This window comes from Silvibacterium dinghuense, assembly GCF_004123295.1.
GTDB classification, from domain to species: Bacteria; Acidobacteriota; Terriglobia; order Terriglobales; family Acidobacteriaceae; genus Silvibacterium; species Silvibacterium dinghuense.
In genome coordinates, this window is the sequence record NZ_SDMK01000001.1 from 1,196,735 (window position 1) to 1,213,814 (window position 17,080).

The following is a 17,080-nucleotide window of genomic DNA, read 5'->3' on the forward strand; positions in this document are numbered from 1 at the left end:
TCACCATGGAACCCCTCAACGATCCGGCAGCAGAGTTGGCCCGCCGCGACCGTGAAGCCGAGGAAGGCGGCGGCCCCGAGCGCCGGGAGCGGCAACACCGCGAGGGCAAGCTCTCCGCCCGCGAACGCATCCTGCTGCTGCTCGATGAGGACTCGTTCGAGGAGACCGACCGGCTCGTCACCCATCGCTGCAACGACTTCGGCATGGCCGAGCGGCGCATTCCCGGCGATGGTTTCGTCACCGGCTACGGCCGCGTGGATGGACGCACCGTCTTCGCCTTCGCCCAGGACTTCACCGTCTTCGGTGGCTCGCTCTCCGAGACCAATGCCGCCAAGATCGTCAAACTCATGGACATGGCCATGCGCGTCGGCGCACCCATCGTCGGCCTCAACGACTCGGGTGGAGCGCGCATCCAGGAGGGCGTCGTCTCGCTGGCCGGCTATGCCGACATCTTCCTGCGCAACACGCTGGCCAGCGGCGTGGTGCCGCAGATCTCGGCCATCCTCGGACCCTGCGCTGGAGGCGCAGTCTACTCGCCGGCCATCACCGACTTCACGCTGATGGTCGACAAAACCTCGTACATGTTCGTCACCGGGCCGGATGTGATCAAGACCGTGACGCACGAAGAGGTCACCAAGGAAAAACTCGGCGGCGCGACGACGCACAACGAGATCTCCGGCGTGGCGCACTTTCTCGCTCATGACGACCGCGAGTGCATCGCCATGGTGCGCGAACTGCTCAGCTTCCTGCCCTCGAATAATCTCGATGATCCGCCGCGGCGCGCGACACTGGACCCGGCCGACCGCGCCGATGCCGCGCTCGACACACTCGTGCCCCCCGAGTCGAACCAGCCCTACGACATCAAGGACGTCATCACCCGCATCGTCGACGACGGCTATTTTTTCGAGGTGCACGAACACTTCGCCCGCAATCTCGTCGTCGGCTTCGCGCGCATGAACGGCCGCTCCGTGGGCATCGTCGCCAACCAGCCGGCCTTTCTCGCCGGGGTGCTGGATATCGATGCCAGCGTGAAAGGCGCGCGCTTCGTGCGCTTCTGCGACGCTTTCAATATTCCGCTGATCACGCTCGAAGATGTGCCCGGCTTTCTGCCCGGCACGCAGCAGGAGTATGGCGGCATCATCCGCCACGGCGCCAAGCTTCTCTATGCTTTCGCCGAGGCGACCGTGCCCAAGCTCACCGTCATCACCCGCAAGGCCTATGGCGGCGCGTACTGCGTGATGAGCTCGAAGCACATCCGCACCGACCTCAATCTTGCCTGGCCCACTGCGGAGATTGCGGTCATGGGCCCGGAGGGCGCGGTCAATATCGTCTACGGCCGCGAGCTGGAGCAGGCAGTGCGCGAGGCCGGGCACGAACGCGCTCTTACCGAAGAAGAAAAGACTGCCATCCTCGCCGAAGCCCGCGCCGCGAAGGCGCATGAGTTCCGCGAGCAGTTTGCCAACCCCTACGTGGCCGCCGAGCGCGGCTATGTCGACGCCGTCATCCGGCCGAGAGAAACCCGGCACCGACTCATCCGAGCCCTCGAGATGCTCGAGGGCAAGCGGGATAAAAATCCGCCGAAGAAGCATGGGAATATTCCGCTCTAACTCAGGGCTCAGGGCTCAGATACAGCGTAAAACCAGGGTGCCCCGCCCATGCTGGCCCCTTCACGTTCTGTTTGAGGGGGAAGCGAGAACCCGGTGGCCACGTTTCGATTCCAAGATGGGAGAATCGAATTTCATATTCCAACCACCACTGCGAGGAGGAACGTGGCAGAGGCGATACAGCCATCGGAAGCGAATCACTATGTATGGGGAGAGGTCTGCGACGGCTGGCACCTCGTCAAGCAGGAAGGTCTCAGCGTGATTGAAGAGCGCATGCCGCCCGGCACCGCCGAGCAGCGCCACCTGCATCACCGCGCGCGGCAGTTCTTCTACGTGCTGGCCGGGGAGTTCACCATGGAGCTCGAAGACCATCTGCATCGCCTTACCGCGGGCCAGGGGCTGGAGATTGTCCCCGGTGCGACGCACCAGGCCCGCAATGAATCCTCTGCCGACGTCCGGTTCCTCGTCATTTCTTCTCCGCCCAGTCACGGGGACCGCGAGCCCGCACCTGCATCCAACTCATTTTTGCCTGAGCGTTGCGCGGCAGGTGACGAAGGTGCCACGCAACGCCCAGGAATTGACGTCAGCCTGAAGGGATTCGGGTAAAGTATTTCCCGTCCCCAGAAACTGGCAGAGGATGCGGGGACAGCGCCGACCATCCCCGCGAATTTCCATGCACGACTACCCCCAAAGGTGCTTTTATGACGAACTCCTCGGTCAAGCGCGTCTCTCTCACCCACAGCGAGCGCAAGGCTCCCCATAACGCTTCCATCGTTGGCCCCACTCCGCCGCAGCAGATCATTACCGTCTCGGTCATGGTGCGCCGCAAAAACCCTCTGCAACTGCACGAACTGGGCGGCCGTCATCTTTCGCACGAGGAGTTCGCGGAAAAGTATGCCGCCTCCCCGGCGGACTTCGATCAGATTCGCAGCTTCGCCCACCAGCATGGGCTCACCGTCGATGAATCCGCTTCCAGCCTCGCCCGCCGCACCATCGTGCTGCGCGGCACGGCTCAGGCGATGCAGCTGGCCTTCGGCGTTACGCTGCACGACTACACCACCAGGACCGGCCACAAGTTTCACGGCTTCACGGGCACGCTCTCGCTGCCGGATGAGCATGCTTCGGCCATCGAAGCCGTGCTGGGTCTCGATGCGCGACCGATTGCCACTCCGCACTTCCGGGTGCGGCAGAAGGCGCACGGAGTGGCTGCGGCAGCAGCTGCCGGCGGAGACACCAGCTTCAATCCCAATCAGGTGGCTGCGTTCTACGGATTTCCCAACGGCACCGGAGCAGGCCAGACCGTCGGGATCATCGAGCTGGGCGGCGGATATAACACCTCCGATCTGAATACCTACTTCAATGGCCTCGGCATCACACCGCCCACCATCGTTGCTGTCTCGGTCGATGGAGGCACAAATTCCACCGGCAGCGACGCCGATGGCGAAGTGGACCTCGATATCCAGGTTGTCGGCTCCATCGCAACCGGCGCGAAGATTGCCGTCTACTTCACCACCAACACCGATCAGGGATTCATCGACGCCATCACCACGGCGGTGCATGACACCACTAACTCGCCTTCGGTGATCTCCATCAGCTGGGGCGGCCCGGAGACCAGCTGGGCACAGTCTTCGCTCACCGCGCTCGATAGCGCCTGCCAGTCGGCCGGGGCGCTTGGCGTCACCATCACCGTCGCCGCCGGAGATGGCGGATCGGTGGACGGCACCAACTCCAACGTCGTCGATTTCCCTGCATCCAGCCCCTACGTGCTGGCCTGCGGCGGCACGCATATTTCCGTCAGCGGCAATGCCATCGCCAGCGAAGTGGTGTGGAATGACGGGTCGAACGGCGGATCGACCGGAGGCGGCGTCAGCACGGCCTTCGCCGTGCCTACCTGGCAGAACGGCCTGCAGGCAACCACCGGCAGCGGAGCGGCCTCTGCACTCACCGGACGCGGCGTGCCGGATGTTGCGGGCGATGCGTCGCCGGCTTCGGGGTATAACGTCCTCGTCGATGGACAGCAGGAGGTGGTCGGCGGCACCAGCGCCGTCGCTCCGCTGTGGGCCGCGCTCATCGCCATCATCAATCAGCTCAAGGGCTCGAAGGCCGGCTTCGTGAACCCCACGCTGTATGGCGCGACCTCGGCCTTCAACGACATTACGCAGGGGAACAACGACATCTCCGGCGGAAATGGCGGCTATGAAGCCACCACCGGCTGGGATGCCTGCACCGGTCTCGGCTCACCGAAAGGCACGGCTATCGCGACGGCGCTCGGAGTGCAGTAAGGCTCTGGGCTGCTGCGCGCAGGGCGATCCGCCTTCGGCGGACTGGCCGTCCCGGCCTTACGCCTTCGGCCTCCGCTCCCTCTGGTCGCGATCCAGGGCTCAGGGCTCAAATAAAAATCCCACGTCTCGGAATCGAGACGTGGGGCACCCGCGGTTCTCGCCTCCCGCCAAGCGGAGCTTGGACGGGGCACCCTGCTTCTTTGCCGATGCAGAGAAACCAAGCCACGGATCGCGACCAGAGGGAGCGGAGGCCGAAGGCTATTCGCCCTGCGCGAAGCAGGCTGGTTTGCCTTTGTCATTCCAGCGCACGTAGCCCATGGGGCGGTCGTGGTCGTGCGTGAAGAGTACCAGCCAGCGCTCGGGAATGGCGCGCGCATAAAACCGCTTGCGCTCTTCGATCACCCGCAGCGGATCGAGATCGTAGCCCATGCCCCACGTCACATCGAGATGCGCGCTGGTCGGAATGAGGTCCGAGATATAGCAGGCGCGCTGGCCACCTGAGTCGATATGCACGGCCAGCGTCTGCGCCGTGTGTCCGGGAAAGCACTCGACGAAGATGCCGGGCACAATCTCGTCCACCTGAGCAGGCTTCGTCTCAAGCAATGTCATCTGCCCGCTCTCAACCAGGGGATCATAGTTTGCGCTGGTATAGCTCACGGTATCGCGCTCGAGCTGCAGATGGCCGTGCTCGACCTCACCCTGATGCGCGAAGTAGCGCGCGTTGGGGAAGGTCGGCACAACTTTGCCGGACGCTGTGAGCGTCGTGTTCCAGCCGCAATGGTCGAAATGCAGATGCGTGTTGATGACCACATCGACCTCTTCCGGATGAATACCCGCGGCGGCGAAGGAGGATGGCAGAAGCTGCTTCGTCTCGAAGACGCCGCGCATCTTCTCGCTCAGCTTGTTGCCGATGCCGGTTTCGATCACCACCGTATGCTTCCCGGTGCGGACGACGACCGTGTTCAGCCCCAGCGTGACGAGGTTACGCGCATCGGCCGGCAGCCGCTTCTCCCACATCGTCTTCGGCACCACGCCGAACATGGCTCCGCCGTCGAGCTTGTACGCGCCGTCGGTGAGCACCATCAGCTCGAAGTCGCCAAGCGCAGCTCGTGCGCGGACAAGATCGTCCGGAGTGGGAGAAGCGATCATTACTGCCCCTGCTCATCCTTCCCGAGCTCTGGATGCATCACATACTGCTCGAACTGCTGCAGCAGCCGGATGTGCAGCTCGGTCTGCGCCTCCGGTCCGGCAACGGAATGCGTCTTGCGCGGAAAGATGTTGTAGTCGTACGGAATCCCGGCATCGATCAGCTTCTGGATGTACTGCACGGTGTTGCCCAGGTGCACGTTGTCGTCGCCGGTGCCGTGGAAGATCACGATGTGGCCGTGAATCCTGTCGGCGCTATTCACGTCGGAGTCGTCATGGTACGCCTTCGCATCCTCCGAAGGCAGGCCCATGTAACGCTCAGTGTAGATCGAGTCGTAGAGACGCCAGTCCGTCACCGGCGCGCCGCTCCCGCCGGCAAGGAAACGATCCGAGTGGCTCAGCGCGTAGAGCGTGAAGCTGCCGCCCCAGCTCCATCCCCACCAGCCCATACGATGGCCGTCAATCTGCGGATACTTCGCCAGCACCTGATCCACGGACGCGAGCTGGTCGGCGAGTTCCGCAGGTCCGAAGCTGTGATACGCCGCCTGCTCGAAGTCGCGGCCGCGACCGGCCATGCCGCGATTGTCCACGTGCAACACTGCGAAGCCATGCTCGGCCAGCAACTGATCGAAGTACCAGCCGCGGTTGCCATACTTGTTCTTCGCCGTGCCTACGCCGGGACCGCCATAAGGGTTCACGATCAGCGGCACACTCGCCGCAGCGCGCTCGCCCACCGGCAGCTGCAGCGTGCCGAAGAGCTTCGTCTTGCCGTCGGCAGCGGTCAGTTCGAGATTCACCGGAGGCACCACGGTATGTCCGGCAACCGCGTGCGAGCGCCAGAACGGCGTGCATGCGCCGGCGCCAGTCCCGCTACCCGTGCAATAGCTCACCACCGGCGGCGTGATCAGCGTCGAAGAGGTGTCAATGAATGCGCCACCCTTCTGCGCAAACTCAGGATCGTGAAAGCCGTCCGTTTGCGTCACACGCCGCTTGCCCGTGCCGTCGAGCTGCACCGCCCACACCTGCTGATCGCGGGGATTGCCTTCGTTCGAGAGGTAGTAGACGGTGCCCTTCGCCTCATCGACCGCTTTGATCTCCGAGACCTCGTATTCTCCGTGCTCCAGCTCACCCGCAGGCTTTACTTCTTCGCCCAGCGGATGCGCCGCGTCAAAGGTGTAACGGTAGATGTGCGTATAGCCATCCTGCCAGCCCGTGTTCAGGAACTGGTGATCGCCAACGAAGATGAAGTCATAGGCAATGGTGAAGTACTTAGGCTCGGTCTCGGCCAGCACGCGCTTCACCGCGCCGGTGCGCGTGTCCGCAAAGTAGAGATCGCGGTGCTTCTGATCGCGTGTCAGCACTTCAACCCACACCACATGCGAGCTCACCCAGCCGAAGCGCGGAATATAGTCATTGCCGGTGCTCAGCGGGATCTTCAGCCATTGCGTTGCGCCGCCCTCGGCGCTCACCACGCCCACACGCACGCCGGGATTCGGATCGCCCGGCTGCGGGTAGCGCTGTTCATCCACCGTCGCATGCACGGGAATCCAGTCGGTGAGCGGATACTCGGGCACCTTTGCCTCATCCACCTGCAGATAGGCGATCTGCTTCGAATCCGGCGACCAGAAATAATTGCTTCGCGTATCCAGTTCTTCGAGATAGACCCAGTCGATCTCGCCGTTGAGCAGCGTCGGCTCCTTCGTCGCGGTCAGCGCCACGGCCGCACCGCCAGCCTTCACCGGCTGCACGTAGAGATTGTGGTCGCGCACATAGGAGACACGCGCGCCGTCCGGCGAAAACTTCGGATCGTCCCCGCTCTGCATGCCGGTGTTGCCGATCGTCGCGCCCTGACCGCTGGCGAGGTCGTAATTCCACAGCTCGCCATCGGTGTTGAAGAGCATATGCGTCGAGTCGGGCGACCAGATGTAGTCCGGCTGGTTATAACGATTGCGATGGTCGCGGTCCTTCTCACGCAGTGGCGCATTCAGCAGCCGCGCGATCTTCTGCGCCTGCACCAGCGTAGTCAGCTTGCCGTCGGCCGTGTCGATCTGCATGACGTCACCGCTATCGGCGATGTAGGTCGCCCGCTTCCCGTCCGGCGACCAGCTGATATCGCCGGGCGCATCGCCGGTCAGGCTTTCGCCGCCGAAGATCTCTTTGATCGTCCAGGGATGTGTCTGCGATGACTGCGCGGCAATCGGCAGGGTGGCAAGCAGAGCGGTGGATGCGACGGCGAGCAGGGACACAACGTGAAAGAAACGCAAGGCAGCTCCAGGAACAAGGAATCTTATGGCACAGCCGAGGGAGCGTGGGGAAGCGCGCGGCCGTACGCAGTATCCAGCAACGCCATTCTACCGGGGACTGGCCGTCCAGGCCTTTTGCCTTCGGCTGCTGCGCGCAGGGTATAGACTGCATTTCAGATCATGAAGGACGAACTTCTCTCGCTGGTCCAACTCCAGGAAACCGATCAGGCCATCTCCCGTCTCCGCACGGAGCTTGCAGCTCTACCGCAGAAGCTCGCCTCGCTCGAAGAAAAGCTCACTCGCCAGAAGACTGCCGTTACCCAGTCCGAGCATGCACTGAAGGACGAAGAGGCTGCGCGCCGCCGCATGGAAAGCGACCTCAAGGACCAGCAGCAGAAGATCGTAAAGTTCCGCGATCAGTCCTCGAGCGTCAAAACCAACGAGCAGTTCAAGGCGCTGCAGCATGAGATCAGCTTTGCCGAAGCCGAGATCGGCCGCATCGAAGATCGCGAGCTCGAAAGCATGGAGAAATCCGAGCAGCTCGAAGCGCAGCTCGCGAAGACCCGGCAGGAGCTCTCCGACTACACTCGCGTCGTCGAGCTGGAGAAGGAAGCCGCGGCCGCCACGACGGTGCAGCAAAAGCAGCGCCTCGAAGCACTCGAGAAAGACCGTCAGCTTTATCGCGCTCAGATCATCAACACGCAGGACGGAGATGCCCGTCTTGCCACCTACGACCGCCTGGCAAAATCCAAGGGCACGGCGCTCGCCGCCGTCGAGAATCAGCGCTGCACCGCCTGCCAGATGGGCGTGCGGCCGCAGCTGTGGAACCAGATTCGTGCCGGGGAGCTGTTGCCCTGCGAAAGCTGCGGCCGGTTGCTCTATCACGATCAGGAAGAAGCCGCTGCGCCGGATGCCGCGCCCGGCGCGCTGCGCAACAAGGCTCAATAAAAAGCCCGGCACAGGGCTTAACGGGAACCGACTGCATGAAGCGTATCTGCATCGATATGGACGAAGTGCTGGCCGACACACTCGGCGAACACCTCGCCCGCTACAATCGCGACCACGAAGAAGCCATCACCAAGGGCGATCTCAAGGGCAAATGGCTCTGGGAGATCGTCTCCTCGGACCGCCACGAGCGCCTCGAAGGCTACCTGCGCTCAGAGGACTTCTTCGAAGACCTGCCGGTCATCGAAGACAGCCAGCGCGTGGTGCGCGAGCTGGTAAAGGACTACGACGTCTTCATCGCCACGGCAGCCATGGAGTTTCCGAATTCCTTCGGACCGAAGTACCGCTGGCTGCGCCGGCACTTTCCCTGGCTGAACCCGCGAAATTTTGTCTTCTGCGGCGACAAGAGCATTCTCCACGCCGACTACCTGATCGACGATCAGCCGCTCCACTTCCGCCGCTTCCAGGGGGAAGGCATTCTCTACAGCGCGCCGCACAACCTCGGCATCTCCGGCTTTCGCCGCGTGGATAACTGGGCGCAGGTAGCCCGGATCTTCGTGCCCAACTTCGTGCTGGACCAGGTCGAGAAATAGAGCGGGACCGTTTTGGTGTCCTGCCTTCTGTCTCGTTCTAGCCCAGCGGCTTCGCCTGCATCAAATCGCGATCGAGCGAACGCGCTGCCGGGACAGGCGCGGCACCTCCATGCTGGCTGCCCCGTCCGGCACTCCCCGCAGATGCCAGAGGACGCGCTGCGGCACTCTGCATCAGGTGCTGCTGGTGCATGGTCACGATAAGCGCCACTGCCGGAATCGAGCCCGCACAGCGATAGGCGTGGGGCGTGCTCGCATCGAAGTAGACGCTGTCTCCAGCCTCCAGCACGTGTGCCTTGTCCCCGTGCCGGATCTGCAGCTCTCCCTGCAGCATGTAGAGAAATTCATAGCCCGGATGCACGTGCGGCCGCACTTCTTTATCCGCCCGGAGGGGAATGAACTCGGCGTAGTAAGGATCCATATGGCGGTCGGGCACCATGTATCCCAGGCTCTCGAAGTAATAGGTCGGGTCATCGGTTCCGGTCTGCGGCAGGCGCACCCGATCACTCTTTCGATGCACGCGGAAGAGCGTATGCGGCTCGGGCTCGAAGAAGTAGGAGAGGTCCTTGCTGAAGACCATGGCGATGCGGGCGAGGTTGCGCAGCGTCGGCACGACGCGGCCGGTCTCGAGCTGCGAAAGGAAGCTGGCCGAAAGCCCCGTGTGCCGGCCCAATTCCACCAGCCCCATCGACTTCTTCAGGCGCAGCCGCTTGATGCGCTCGCCGATCTTGCGCTCCGCGATAAAGGCTTCGGCGGTCTCCGGATCGATCTTCGTGTCTGGCTTCGTATCCGGCCTTGCATCGGGGCGCATATCCATCTCTGCCCCGTCTTTTGTTTCGATACTGACCTTGCCCTCATCCTGCATGGTGGCCATAGTGCATTTCCTCGCCGTCTCTCTGCCACGCCCTACCAACTCTGTTGCGTGGTGGGATGCAGAAGAACGGAAATATGTTTTTCTATGGCCACAAAGGCTTTCCGCACGGCCAATACCATCATCCCAACCGCTTAAGGTGATTTCCATGCCCGAATCACAGAACAGAATCCTGCTCAGCGGGGCCTCCGGCCTGATCGGCACGGCTTTGGCGCAGGCTTTTACCGCCCACGGCATGCAGACAGTGCGGCTTTCGCGGGAAAAAGTCTCCGATCCGCGGCAAACCGTCCTCTATTGGGACCCATCGGCAGAGCGCCCGGTTACCGATCTTTCGCCGCTCGAAGGCTTGCAGGCCGCCATTCACCTCTCCGGCGCCAACGTCTCCTCCCACCGCTGGACCAACAGTTACAAGCAGGAAATCGTCTCCAGCCGCGTTGAAACGACGCTGGCCCTGGGGCGGATTTTCTCACAGCTCCGCCAGCCTCCGGAGTCGTTCCTATGTGCCTCAGCTACAGGCATTTACGGCAACCGAGGGGATGACCTCCTGAGCGAACGCTCGCCGCGCGGCGAGGGCTTTCTTGCAGACACCTGCGCTCTCTGGGAGCAGGCGGCCAGCACCGCGGGAGAAGCGACGGGACGCGTCCTGCACCTGCGCTTCGGCGTGGTCCTGGATCAAAGCGGCGGCGCGCTGGCGAAGATGCTGCCGCTCTTCCGGGCCGGTCTCGGCGGCACATTCAGCTTTGGCCGTCTCCCCAGGCATCTATGGATGAGCTGGATCACGCTGTCCGATCTCGTCTCCGCCCTGCTCTTTCTGCTCGCGCCGGAAAACCGGCATCTTTCCGGGGCCTTCAACTTCACCGCGCCCGAGCCGGCGACCAACGCCGATTTCACCCATGCCCTGGCCCGGCGCCTCCGCCGGCCGGCAATCCTGCCGGCTCCGGCCTTCGCGCTGCGCCTTGTCCTTGGGCCGATGGCAGACGAGACCCTGCTGGCCTCGACCCGAGCCATCCCCGAGGCCCTACTTACGGCCGGATATCGCTTCCAGGCTCCCGATCTCGGCACGGCTCTGCGACTCGTGCTCCCCGAAGGCGAGCGCTAGGAGGTATCTACCTATAGCGATAGAAGATGTTGTCATTCCGACCGCAGCGTAGCGGAGTGGAGGAACCTGCAATTCTTCGCTTATAGAGGCGCAAACCGCAGGTCCCTCCACTTCGCTCGCCTTTGGCTCGCTTCGGTCGGGATGACAATTTGCGTAATGAAATGAACAGGTAGATACGGCCTTGAGCCTGTTGGAACACGACCCCGTATGCGATGCGCCACCGCGGGGGAAGCGCTCTATTCTCCGTCGTATCCGATGTACTGGTTGATCGCGTGTGCAGCGCGGCCGTTGCCCGTGTCCTGGTTCGCATCGCTGAAGCTCAACCCGCTGCCGTCCTTGAGCACAACCCGGATATAGTCCGCCTGCCCCCGGTCGCGGACTTCCGCAAAGTGAATTTCGTCGAGAGGAACGGTGAAGGTGTCATATCCGAAAAATTTCGGCACATGGAAGGTGGCCGTATTGCTGCTCCTGTCTAAGGTCAGGCTTCCGGCTTTTGTCACCAGCACGCTGGCGCAGAAAAAGGGTGCGCAAAAAACGAGTATCCCGAGCAGGGGATAAAAACTCCTGGCGCGAACCGCACGATACAGAAAAAAGAGCGCGGAGAGCATGGCGGGCACGGCAAAGCATGCTCCGAAGAGATACGCAGGCTGCTCGGTAATGAGCAGTCCGCCGCCAGAAAGAGCTTGTACGAGGTAAGGCGGAGTCGGACTCATGGTTGTCAGATGTTCCTCCCCGGCGTGACCTGCTTCCAGGCCGAAAAAATACTGTACGCCCCCGGAACAAGCGGCTGGAACGGTGACCGGAGCGGCTTTCGCCAGGACCGGATCAGGCAGGCTCTCAATCCTGCTACGCTGAATCAGAATGAGTGGCAAGACTCGTCTGTTCAGCATGCTCCGTTTTTCTCCCGCTGTGATTACGGCTCCCGCCGCTGCTGCCCTGTTCTGGATGACGGGTTGCGGCATGGAAGCTTCGCCCATGCCTCCCAGCCTCAAGCTGCCTGCCCCGGTCACCGACCTCACCGGCAGCCGCGCCGGCAACGAGGTCTCGCTGCACTGGACGATGCCCAAGCGCGACACCGAAAAGGTCATGCTCAAGGGCCATCAACGGGTCGTGATCTGCCGCCATCTCGATAATGGCCCCTGCCAGAGCGCTGGAGAAATCCTCGTCGAGCCGCAGGCGAAGGCGTCCTACACCGATCACCTTCCTGCCGTGCTGGCCACGGGGCCGGCACAACAGCTGGTCTATACCGTCGAGCTCAAAAATCACGCCGGTAAGGATGCCGGTCCCTCGAACCATGTCTTTCTGGCCGCAGGCGAGGCACCCGGCAGGGTGGAAGACCTCGGCGCCCATACCAGCGCAGACGGTATCGTTCTTAGCTGGGCGCAGCAGCCGGGAAACAATACCTTCCGCATCCACCGCGAGCTGGTTACCGATCCCAAGGCCAAGGCCGTGAAGCCCGATGAAAGCGCCGGCGTGCCCGCACCCGAGCAGCAGATTCTCGAGCTTTCAGGCAAGGACAAGGGCAACGCGCTCGATCGCGATGCCGCCCTCGATCACACGTATCACTACGAGGTTGACCGGGTCGCTCATTACTCCTTTTCCGGCCATGACATCGAAATCACCAGCGCGCCCAGCGCCACGGTGACCCTCGATGCCCGCGACACCTTCCCGCCGCGCGTCCCCACCGACCTCCAGGCGGTGCCGGACGCCGATGCCGGCTCCATCGATCTCTCCTGGTCGCCCGGCACCGAGCCCGATCTCGCCGGCTACCGGGTCTATCGGCGCGATGCCGGCTCCTCGGAGGCACCGGTGCGCATCTCGCCCGACGGCCCTGACGCCGTGGTTTCGCCCTCGTTCCGAGATACGAAGGCGCAGGCCGGACATCGCTATGCCTATTCAGTAAGCGCCATCGACCACGACGGCAACGAAAGTGCCCGCTCCCCGGAAGTAGAAGAAGGATTGCCGCAGACCCAATAGCTTGCGCGGCAGTATGCTGAATCACGCATGCAATACTGCCGCTTTCTCACCGCGTCCGGCCCGCAGTACGGCCTCGTTTCCGATCGCAACGGCGCATCTGGAGGCGAGCGCTGGATCGAACGCCTGATCGAGCCTTTCGAAGAAGATCCCTGGGTTCGGTTAGCGCCTGCCGGAGCCTTCGAACCTCTACCGCTCACCTCGGCCCGCCTGCTCAGCCCCGTCGTGCCGCGCAAGATCGTCTGCGTGGGCCGCAATTATCGCGACCATGCCGCAGAGCTCGGCAATGAGGTGCCGAAGCAGCCGCTGCTCTTCTTCAAACCTTCGTCCGCGCTTCTCGCTCCCGGTGAGGCGATCCAGCTCCCGTCACAGTCCGAACGCGTGGACTTCGAGGGCGAACTGGGGCTGGTGATCGGCAGACGCGCCCGGAATCTTGGTTCCGGAGACAATCCTTTCGACTATCTCCGCGGCTACACGCTGGTGAACGATGTGACCGCCCGTGATCTGCAGAAGACCGACGGCCAGTGGGCTCGCGCCAAGGGATTCGATACCTTCTGCCCGGTCGGACCGATCGTGAGCGATGAGCTCGACCTTACGGCCAGCGTCGGGATTGAAACCTGGCTGAACGGTGAGCGCCGCCAGCATGGTCACACGCGAGATCTGATCTTTTCGATTCCCGACCTGTTGCGCTACATCACCGCCGCCATGACCCTCGAGCCCGGCGACCTGATCGCCACCGGCACACCGGCCGGCGTGGCTCCTCTTCATTCCGGCGATATTGTCGAAGTCCGGATTCCCGGACTCGGCGCTCTTCAGAATCCGGTAACCCACAGCGCCTCATAAGCGATCGACGCCAAAACCGCGCAACAGCAAGAGGCCCCTATTAAGAGGCCTCTTACTGGACAGTTTGCTCTATCGACCTAGTAGGCTGCGATCCCGTTCCATCCCGCCTGCTCCGGCAGGCCTGCGATCGTACCTGCTTCAATCAGCGTGCCGTTGGACTGAATCTCGTACACGGCGACCTCCCCCACACCGGCATCCAGGGTATAGAGGTATTTGCCATCGCGGCTGATGCTCATGTCGAGATTGGCTGCGCCATCCGGCTCGGCGGCGACGATCGTGCCCGAGATTGGCGTCAGGGCACCGCTCGCGCCTATGGCATAGCCTGCTACTGTCGACGTTGCCGCATTGTCGACGTACACGAACTTGCCGTCCGGCGTAATCGCATTCCAGCAGTTCCCGTCTCCATCCGTAGGAATGCTCTGCGTGATCGCCGTCAGCGCTCCACCCGCATTCACCGCATAGGACGAAATACTGGAAACATCCGTCCCGTCCGGCTGGTTTTCAGAAACGATCAAAGTACCGCTGGGCGTAAACGAAACCGAGAACACTCCCGGCGTCACACTCGTATGCACCACGGCCGTACCCAGCGTTCCGTCGCTCTGGATCAGATAAGTGTCGATATGATTCGGAGTTTTTTCGATCACTACCAGCGTCTTACCATTCGGACTGACTGCAATATCCGAAGCCCCGTCATTTGCGGCAGTAAGATAGACCGTCGCATGCGGAATCTCATGCAGCCGCCCGGCGGCATCAGCGTGGAACGCAACGATCGCACCACTCCCGCCTGCATTCAGCACATACACCGTACCGTTGTGCTCAGCTACCGACACGGGAAACGCGCCGCCCGTCGGCTCCCGATCAACCAGCACCGGAACGCCGCCAGCCACAACAAAGCTGGATACCGTACCGCTGCCCGAGTTCACTGCGAAGAGCAGGTTGCGATCGCCGCTCAGCGTCAGCGATCCCTGCGACTGTAAAGGATCAACCGTTCCGCCGCTTCCGCGTCCGCCCGTGCGGACACGGCGCGCCAGAACATATTGCCCATCTCCCTCGCGCTGATAGGCGAGCACTTCATTGTTCTCCGCGTTGTTCGTCATCACGAACACCGCGGACCTTGCCCCGGAGTAAGTATCCTGGGCATGAATCGTTGGGGTCATCATTCCAGCGCCCAGCACGGCCGCCATCACACTGCCAATTACACTGCGCATACACTTACTCCCTGAGCTAAGTTGTGAGCGCAGAAAGCCGCGGGCGCTGCATGGCTATGCAACGCGCTGCACTCTCTCGTTCTGCGCACGACTATCTGACCGGGAAAAGGAATACGAGTTACACCGAAAACGAAGTTTCCTCTCCTGTCACAGTGAAGACAGTCACCACGCCATGCAGCTCGCATGCCTGCGGCCTATGGATTGCGGAAACACTCACGAAACCCGCCCGCTGCCCGTCCGGCAAACCACCGATCCAGCCGTTGCAAACCAAGACATAAGTCCAGACCAGCTCCAAGATCAGCTCCCGGACATGGCTCCGGGCGGCATCTCTTCCAGACTTTCCTGCCACGCCGGCTCACTGCCCGGCATCCTATTTCAGTAGAGGGAGCTCAATCCGCTGGTACCCCGAAACCCGCCATATTGACAGGATGTTCAGTTCCCTTCCGCGCCCGGTTGGCCGATAATAGAGGGGTAAAGTGGCTCAGAAGGAGAGAAACCATGTCTAAGACTCTGCTGGAACAGCTTCGCACCATGACCACCGTCGTTGCCGACACCGGCGACATCGAGGCGATCGAAAAGGTCAAGCCGCAGGATGCGACCACCAACCCGTCGCTGATCACCGCCGCGGCCCAGATGCCGCAGTATCAGCAGATTGTGGACGATACGCTGATCGAGGCCAAGAAGAAGCTCGGCGACAACGCCAAGGATGAGGATGTTGCCAAGGAAGCCTTCAAGCACCTGGCCATCGCCTTCGGCAAGAAGATCCTGGCCGTGGTTCCGGGCCGCGTCTCGACCGAAGTCGATGCGCGCCTGTCCTACAACACCGAGGCCACGCTGAAGCAGGCCCGCGAGATCATCGCACTTTACGAAAGCGCCGGCATCTCGAAGCAGCGCATCCTCATCAAGATCGCCTCCACCTGGGAGGGCATCAAGGCCGCCGAGATCCTCGAGACCGAAGGCATCCACTGCAACCTGACCCTGCTCTTCGGCCTGCACCAGGCCATCGCCTGCGCCGAGGCCAAGGTCACACTGATCTCGCCCTTCGTCGGCCGCATCCTCGACTGGTACAAGAAGAACACCGGCAAGGACTACGTGGGCGCCGAGGACCCGGGCGTCCAGTCGGTCACCCGCATCTTCAACTACTACAAGCACTTCGGCTACAAGACCGTGGTCATGGGCGCGAGCTTCCGCAACATCGGCGAAATCGAAGAACTGGCCGGTTCCGACCTGCTGACCATCTCTCCGAACCTGCTGCATGAGCTCGAAGCCAAGACCGGCGATCTGCCCCGCAAGCTCGATCCCGAAAAGGCGAAGACGCTCCAGATCGAGAAGATCACCGTCGACAAGGCGACCTTCGACAAGATGCACGCCGAGGACCATATGGCCCACGACAAGCTCAAGGAAGGCATCGAGGGCTTCTCGAAGGCGCTCGAACAGCTCGAACAGCTGCTGGCCAAGCGCGTCTCCGAACTGGCTGCGGTCGGCGCGGCCAACTAAATCCAACCCGCTCTATGGCGAACGGCGGACCTTCGGGTCCGCCGTTTTTGCGTTGTCCCAATCTGGGATTACGGTTGGAGCAAAAACTCCCAGCCCGGAAGAGAATCCTGTTAAATTGTATGCACAATCTGTTTTGTGCAGATCGAGTTCGACCTACGGAAGCATGAGCGGAATCTCCGCGAGCGCGGACTTGGCTTTGAACAGGCAGCGGAGTTCGATTTTGAATCTGCCACGACGGTCGAAGTCTTTCGCCATGGCGAGCAAAGGTTCGTCTCCATCGGCTACCTGGGTGAACGGCTGCACGTGCTCTGCTTCCGGGAAACTGCGGACGGCATTCGCATCATCAGTTTTCGGAAAGCCAATGATCGGGAGGCGAGGAAATATGGCAAACCCAAAATACTTGGAGCCTGACACCATTGAGCCTCCGCTCATCGATGAAGAGGGTGAGGTCCGCGAGCTGACAGAGAAGGATTTTGCCCGCGCGGTTCCGTTCTCGGCCCTGCCAGAATCCCTGCAGCAAAAACTCCTCGCCCTCAAGAAGCCTCGTGGCCCACAGAAGGAGCCAACCAAGGAGCGGATCACCATCCGGCTCTCCCCCGAGGTCGTCTCACATTTTCGCGAGAGCGGCCGAGGATGGCAGTCCCGCATGGATGCCGCGCTCAAGGAATGGATGAACTCGCAAAGCCGGGTTCGGAACCAGGCCAAGACCAAGACAGCCCGCCACTCCGCCTGACGCCCGCTCGCGAACCGGTACGGTAGAATCGACAGGTACGCCTCA

General features: G+C 62.1%; 16 protein-coding genes. 11 read left to right on the forward strand and 5 right to left on the reverse strand.

The window, feature by feature from the left end:
* Positions 1-5 precede the first annotated feature (5 nt).
* The 3 genes from ESZ00_RS04700 to ESZ00_RS04710 all read left to right on the forward strand — a co-directional run bounded on the left by ESZ00_RS04700 (position 6) and on the right by ESZ00_RS04710 (position 3,886).
* Entirely contained in the window at positions 6-1,607 is a 1,602-nt protein-coding gene (locus tag ESZ00_RS04700; RefSeq protein WP_129206998.1) for an acyl-CoA carboxylase subunit beta, read from the forward strand.
* 162 nt (positions 1,608-1,769) lie between these two features.
* Positions 1,770-2,210 carry a cupin domain-containing protein gene (locus ESZ00_RS04705; RefSeq protein ID WP_229740958.1) on the forward strand — a complete coding sequence of 147 codons (441 nt, stop codon included), beginning with the start codon at positions 1,770-1,772 and terminating at the stop codon, positions 2,208-2,210.
* A 95-nt stretch (positions 2,211-2,305) separates the two neighbouring features.
* A complete protein-coding gene (locus tag ESZ00_RS04710) occupies positions 2,306-3,886 on the forward strand; it encodes a S53 family peptidase (protein WP_129206999.1) in 1,581 nt (526 codons plus the stop codon).
* Between the two features lie 258 nt (positions 3,887-4,144).
* On the opposite strand, the gene ESZ00_RS04715 is transcribed toward ESZ00_RS04710, so the two are convergent.
* Entirely contained in the window at positions 4,145-5,035 is an 891-nt protein-coding gene (locus ESZ00_RS04715) for an MBL fold metallo-hydrolase (protein ID WP_129207000.1), read from the reverse strand.
* Positions 5,035-7,296 (reverse strand): DPP IV N-terminal domain-containing protein, encoded by a 2,262-nt coding sequence (locus ESZ00_RS04720; RefSeq protein WP_129207001.1) that lies wholly within the window; start codon positions 7,294-7,296, stop codon positions 5,035-5,037. Before ESZ00_RS04720 ends, ESZ00_RS04715 begins: the two co-directional genes overlap by 1 nt.
* A gap of 159 nt (positions 7,297-7,455) precedes the next feature.
* On the opposite strand from ESZ00_RS04720, the gene ESZ00_RS04725 reads away from it, so the two are divergent.
* Positions 7,456-8,223, forward strand: coding sequence for a zinc ribbon domain-containing protein (locus ESZ00_RS04725; protein ID WP_129207002.1), 768 nt, complete (start codon positions 7,456-7,458; stop codon positions 8,221-8,223).
* A gap of 35 nt (positions 8,224-8,258) precedes the next feature.
* Positions 8,259-8,813, forward strand: coding sequence for a 5' nucleotidase, NT5C type (locus ESZ00_RS04730; RefSeq protein ID WP_229740959.1), 555 nt, complete (start codon positions 8,259-8,261; stop codon positions 8,811-8,813).
* 37 nt (positions 8,814-8,850) lie between these two features.
* Here the strand turns inward: ESZ00_RS04730 and ESZ00_RS04735 are convergent, their stop codons facing one another.
* A complete protein-coding gene (locus tag ESZ00_RS04735) occupies positions 8,851-9,684 on the reverse strand; it encodes a helix-turn-helix domain-containing protein (RefSeq protein ID WP_308419042.1) in 834 nt (277 codons plus the stop codon).
* A 145-nt stretch (positions 9,685-9,829) separates the two neighbouring features.
* On the opposite strand from ESZ00_RS04735, the gene ESZ00_RS04740 reads away from it, so the two are divergent.
* Positions 9,830-10,780 carry a TIGR01777 family oxidoreductase gene (locus tag ESZ00_RS04740; RefSeq protein ID WP_129207003.1) on the forward strand — a complete coding sequence of 317 codons (951 nt, stop codon included), beginning with the start codon at positions 9,830-9,832 and terminating at the stop codon, positions 10,778-10,780.
* Between the two features lie 236 nt (positions 10,781-11,016).
* Here the strand turns inward: ESZ00_RS04740 and ESZ00_RS04745 are convergent, their stop codons facing one another.
* The gene (locus ESZ00_RS04745; protein WP_129207004.1) at positions 11,017-11,493 is read right to left on the reverse strand and encodes a hypothetical protein; all 477 of its coding nucleotides are present in this window, start codon (positions 11,491-11,493) and stop codon (positions 11,017-11,019) included.
* 148 nt (positions 11,494-11,641) lie between these two features.
* Between ESZ00_RS04745 and ESZ00_RS04750 the strand changes: the two genes are divergently transcribed.
* Together ESZ00_RS04750 and ESZ00_RS04755 are read left to right on the forward strand one after the other, a co-directional pair.
* Complete coding sequence (locus ESZ00_RS04750; RefSeq protein WP_129207005.1) at positions 11,642-12,757, forward strand: fibronectin type III domain-containing protein; 1,116 nt, start codon at positions 11,642-11,644, stop codon at positions 12,755-12,757.
* A 27-nt stretch (positions 12,758-12,784) separates the two neighbouring features.
* Positions 12,785-13,597 carry a fumarylacetoacetate hydrolase family protein gene (locus tag ESZ00_RS04755; RefSeq protein WP_129207006.1) on the forward strand — a complete coding sequence of 271 codons (813 nt, stop codon included), beginning with the start codon at positions 12,785-12,787 and terminating at the stop codon, positions 13,595-13,597.
* Between the two features lie 77 nt (positions 13,598-13,674).
* Here the strand turns inward: ESZ00_RS04755 and ESZ00_RS04760 are convergent, their stop codons facing one another.
* Positions 13,675-14,805, reverse strand: a complete 1,131-nt coding sequence (locus tag ESZ00_RS04760) for a lactonase family protein (protein ID WP_129207007.1) — start codon at positions 14,803-14,805, stop codon at positions 13,675-13,677.
* Positions 14,806-15,303: 498 nt separating this feature from the next.
* On the opposite strand from ESZ00_RS04760, the gene ESZ00_RS04765 reads away from it, so the two are divergent.
* The 3 genes from ESZ00_RS04765 (at position 15,304) to ESZ00_RS04775 (ending at position 17,035) form a co-directional block, all read left to right on the forward strand.
* A complete protein-coding gene (locus ESZ00_RS04765) occupies positions 15,304-16,302 on the forward strand; it encodes a transaldolase (RefSeq protein WP_129207008.1) in 999 nt (332 codons plus the stop codon).
* A 135-nt stretch (positions 16,303-16,437) separates the two neighbouring features.
* Positions 16,438-16,713 (forward strand): BrnT family toxin, encoded by a 276-nt coding sequence (locus ESZ00_RS20440; RefSeq protein ID WP_129207009.1) that lies wholly within the window; start codon positions 16,438-16,440, stop codon positions 16,711-16,713.
* Complete coding sequence (locus ESZ00_RS04775; protein WP_129207010.1) at positions 16,685-17,035, forward strand: BrnA antitoxin family protein; 351 nt, start codon at positions 16,685-16,687, stop codon at positions 17,033-17,035. The genes ESZ00_RS20440 and ESZ00_RS04775 overlap by 29 nt, the downstream gene beginning before the upstream one ends.
* Positions 17,036-17,080: the final 45 nt, after the last annotated feature.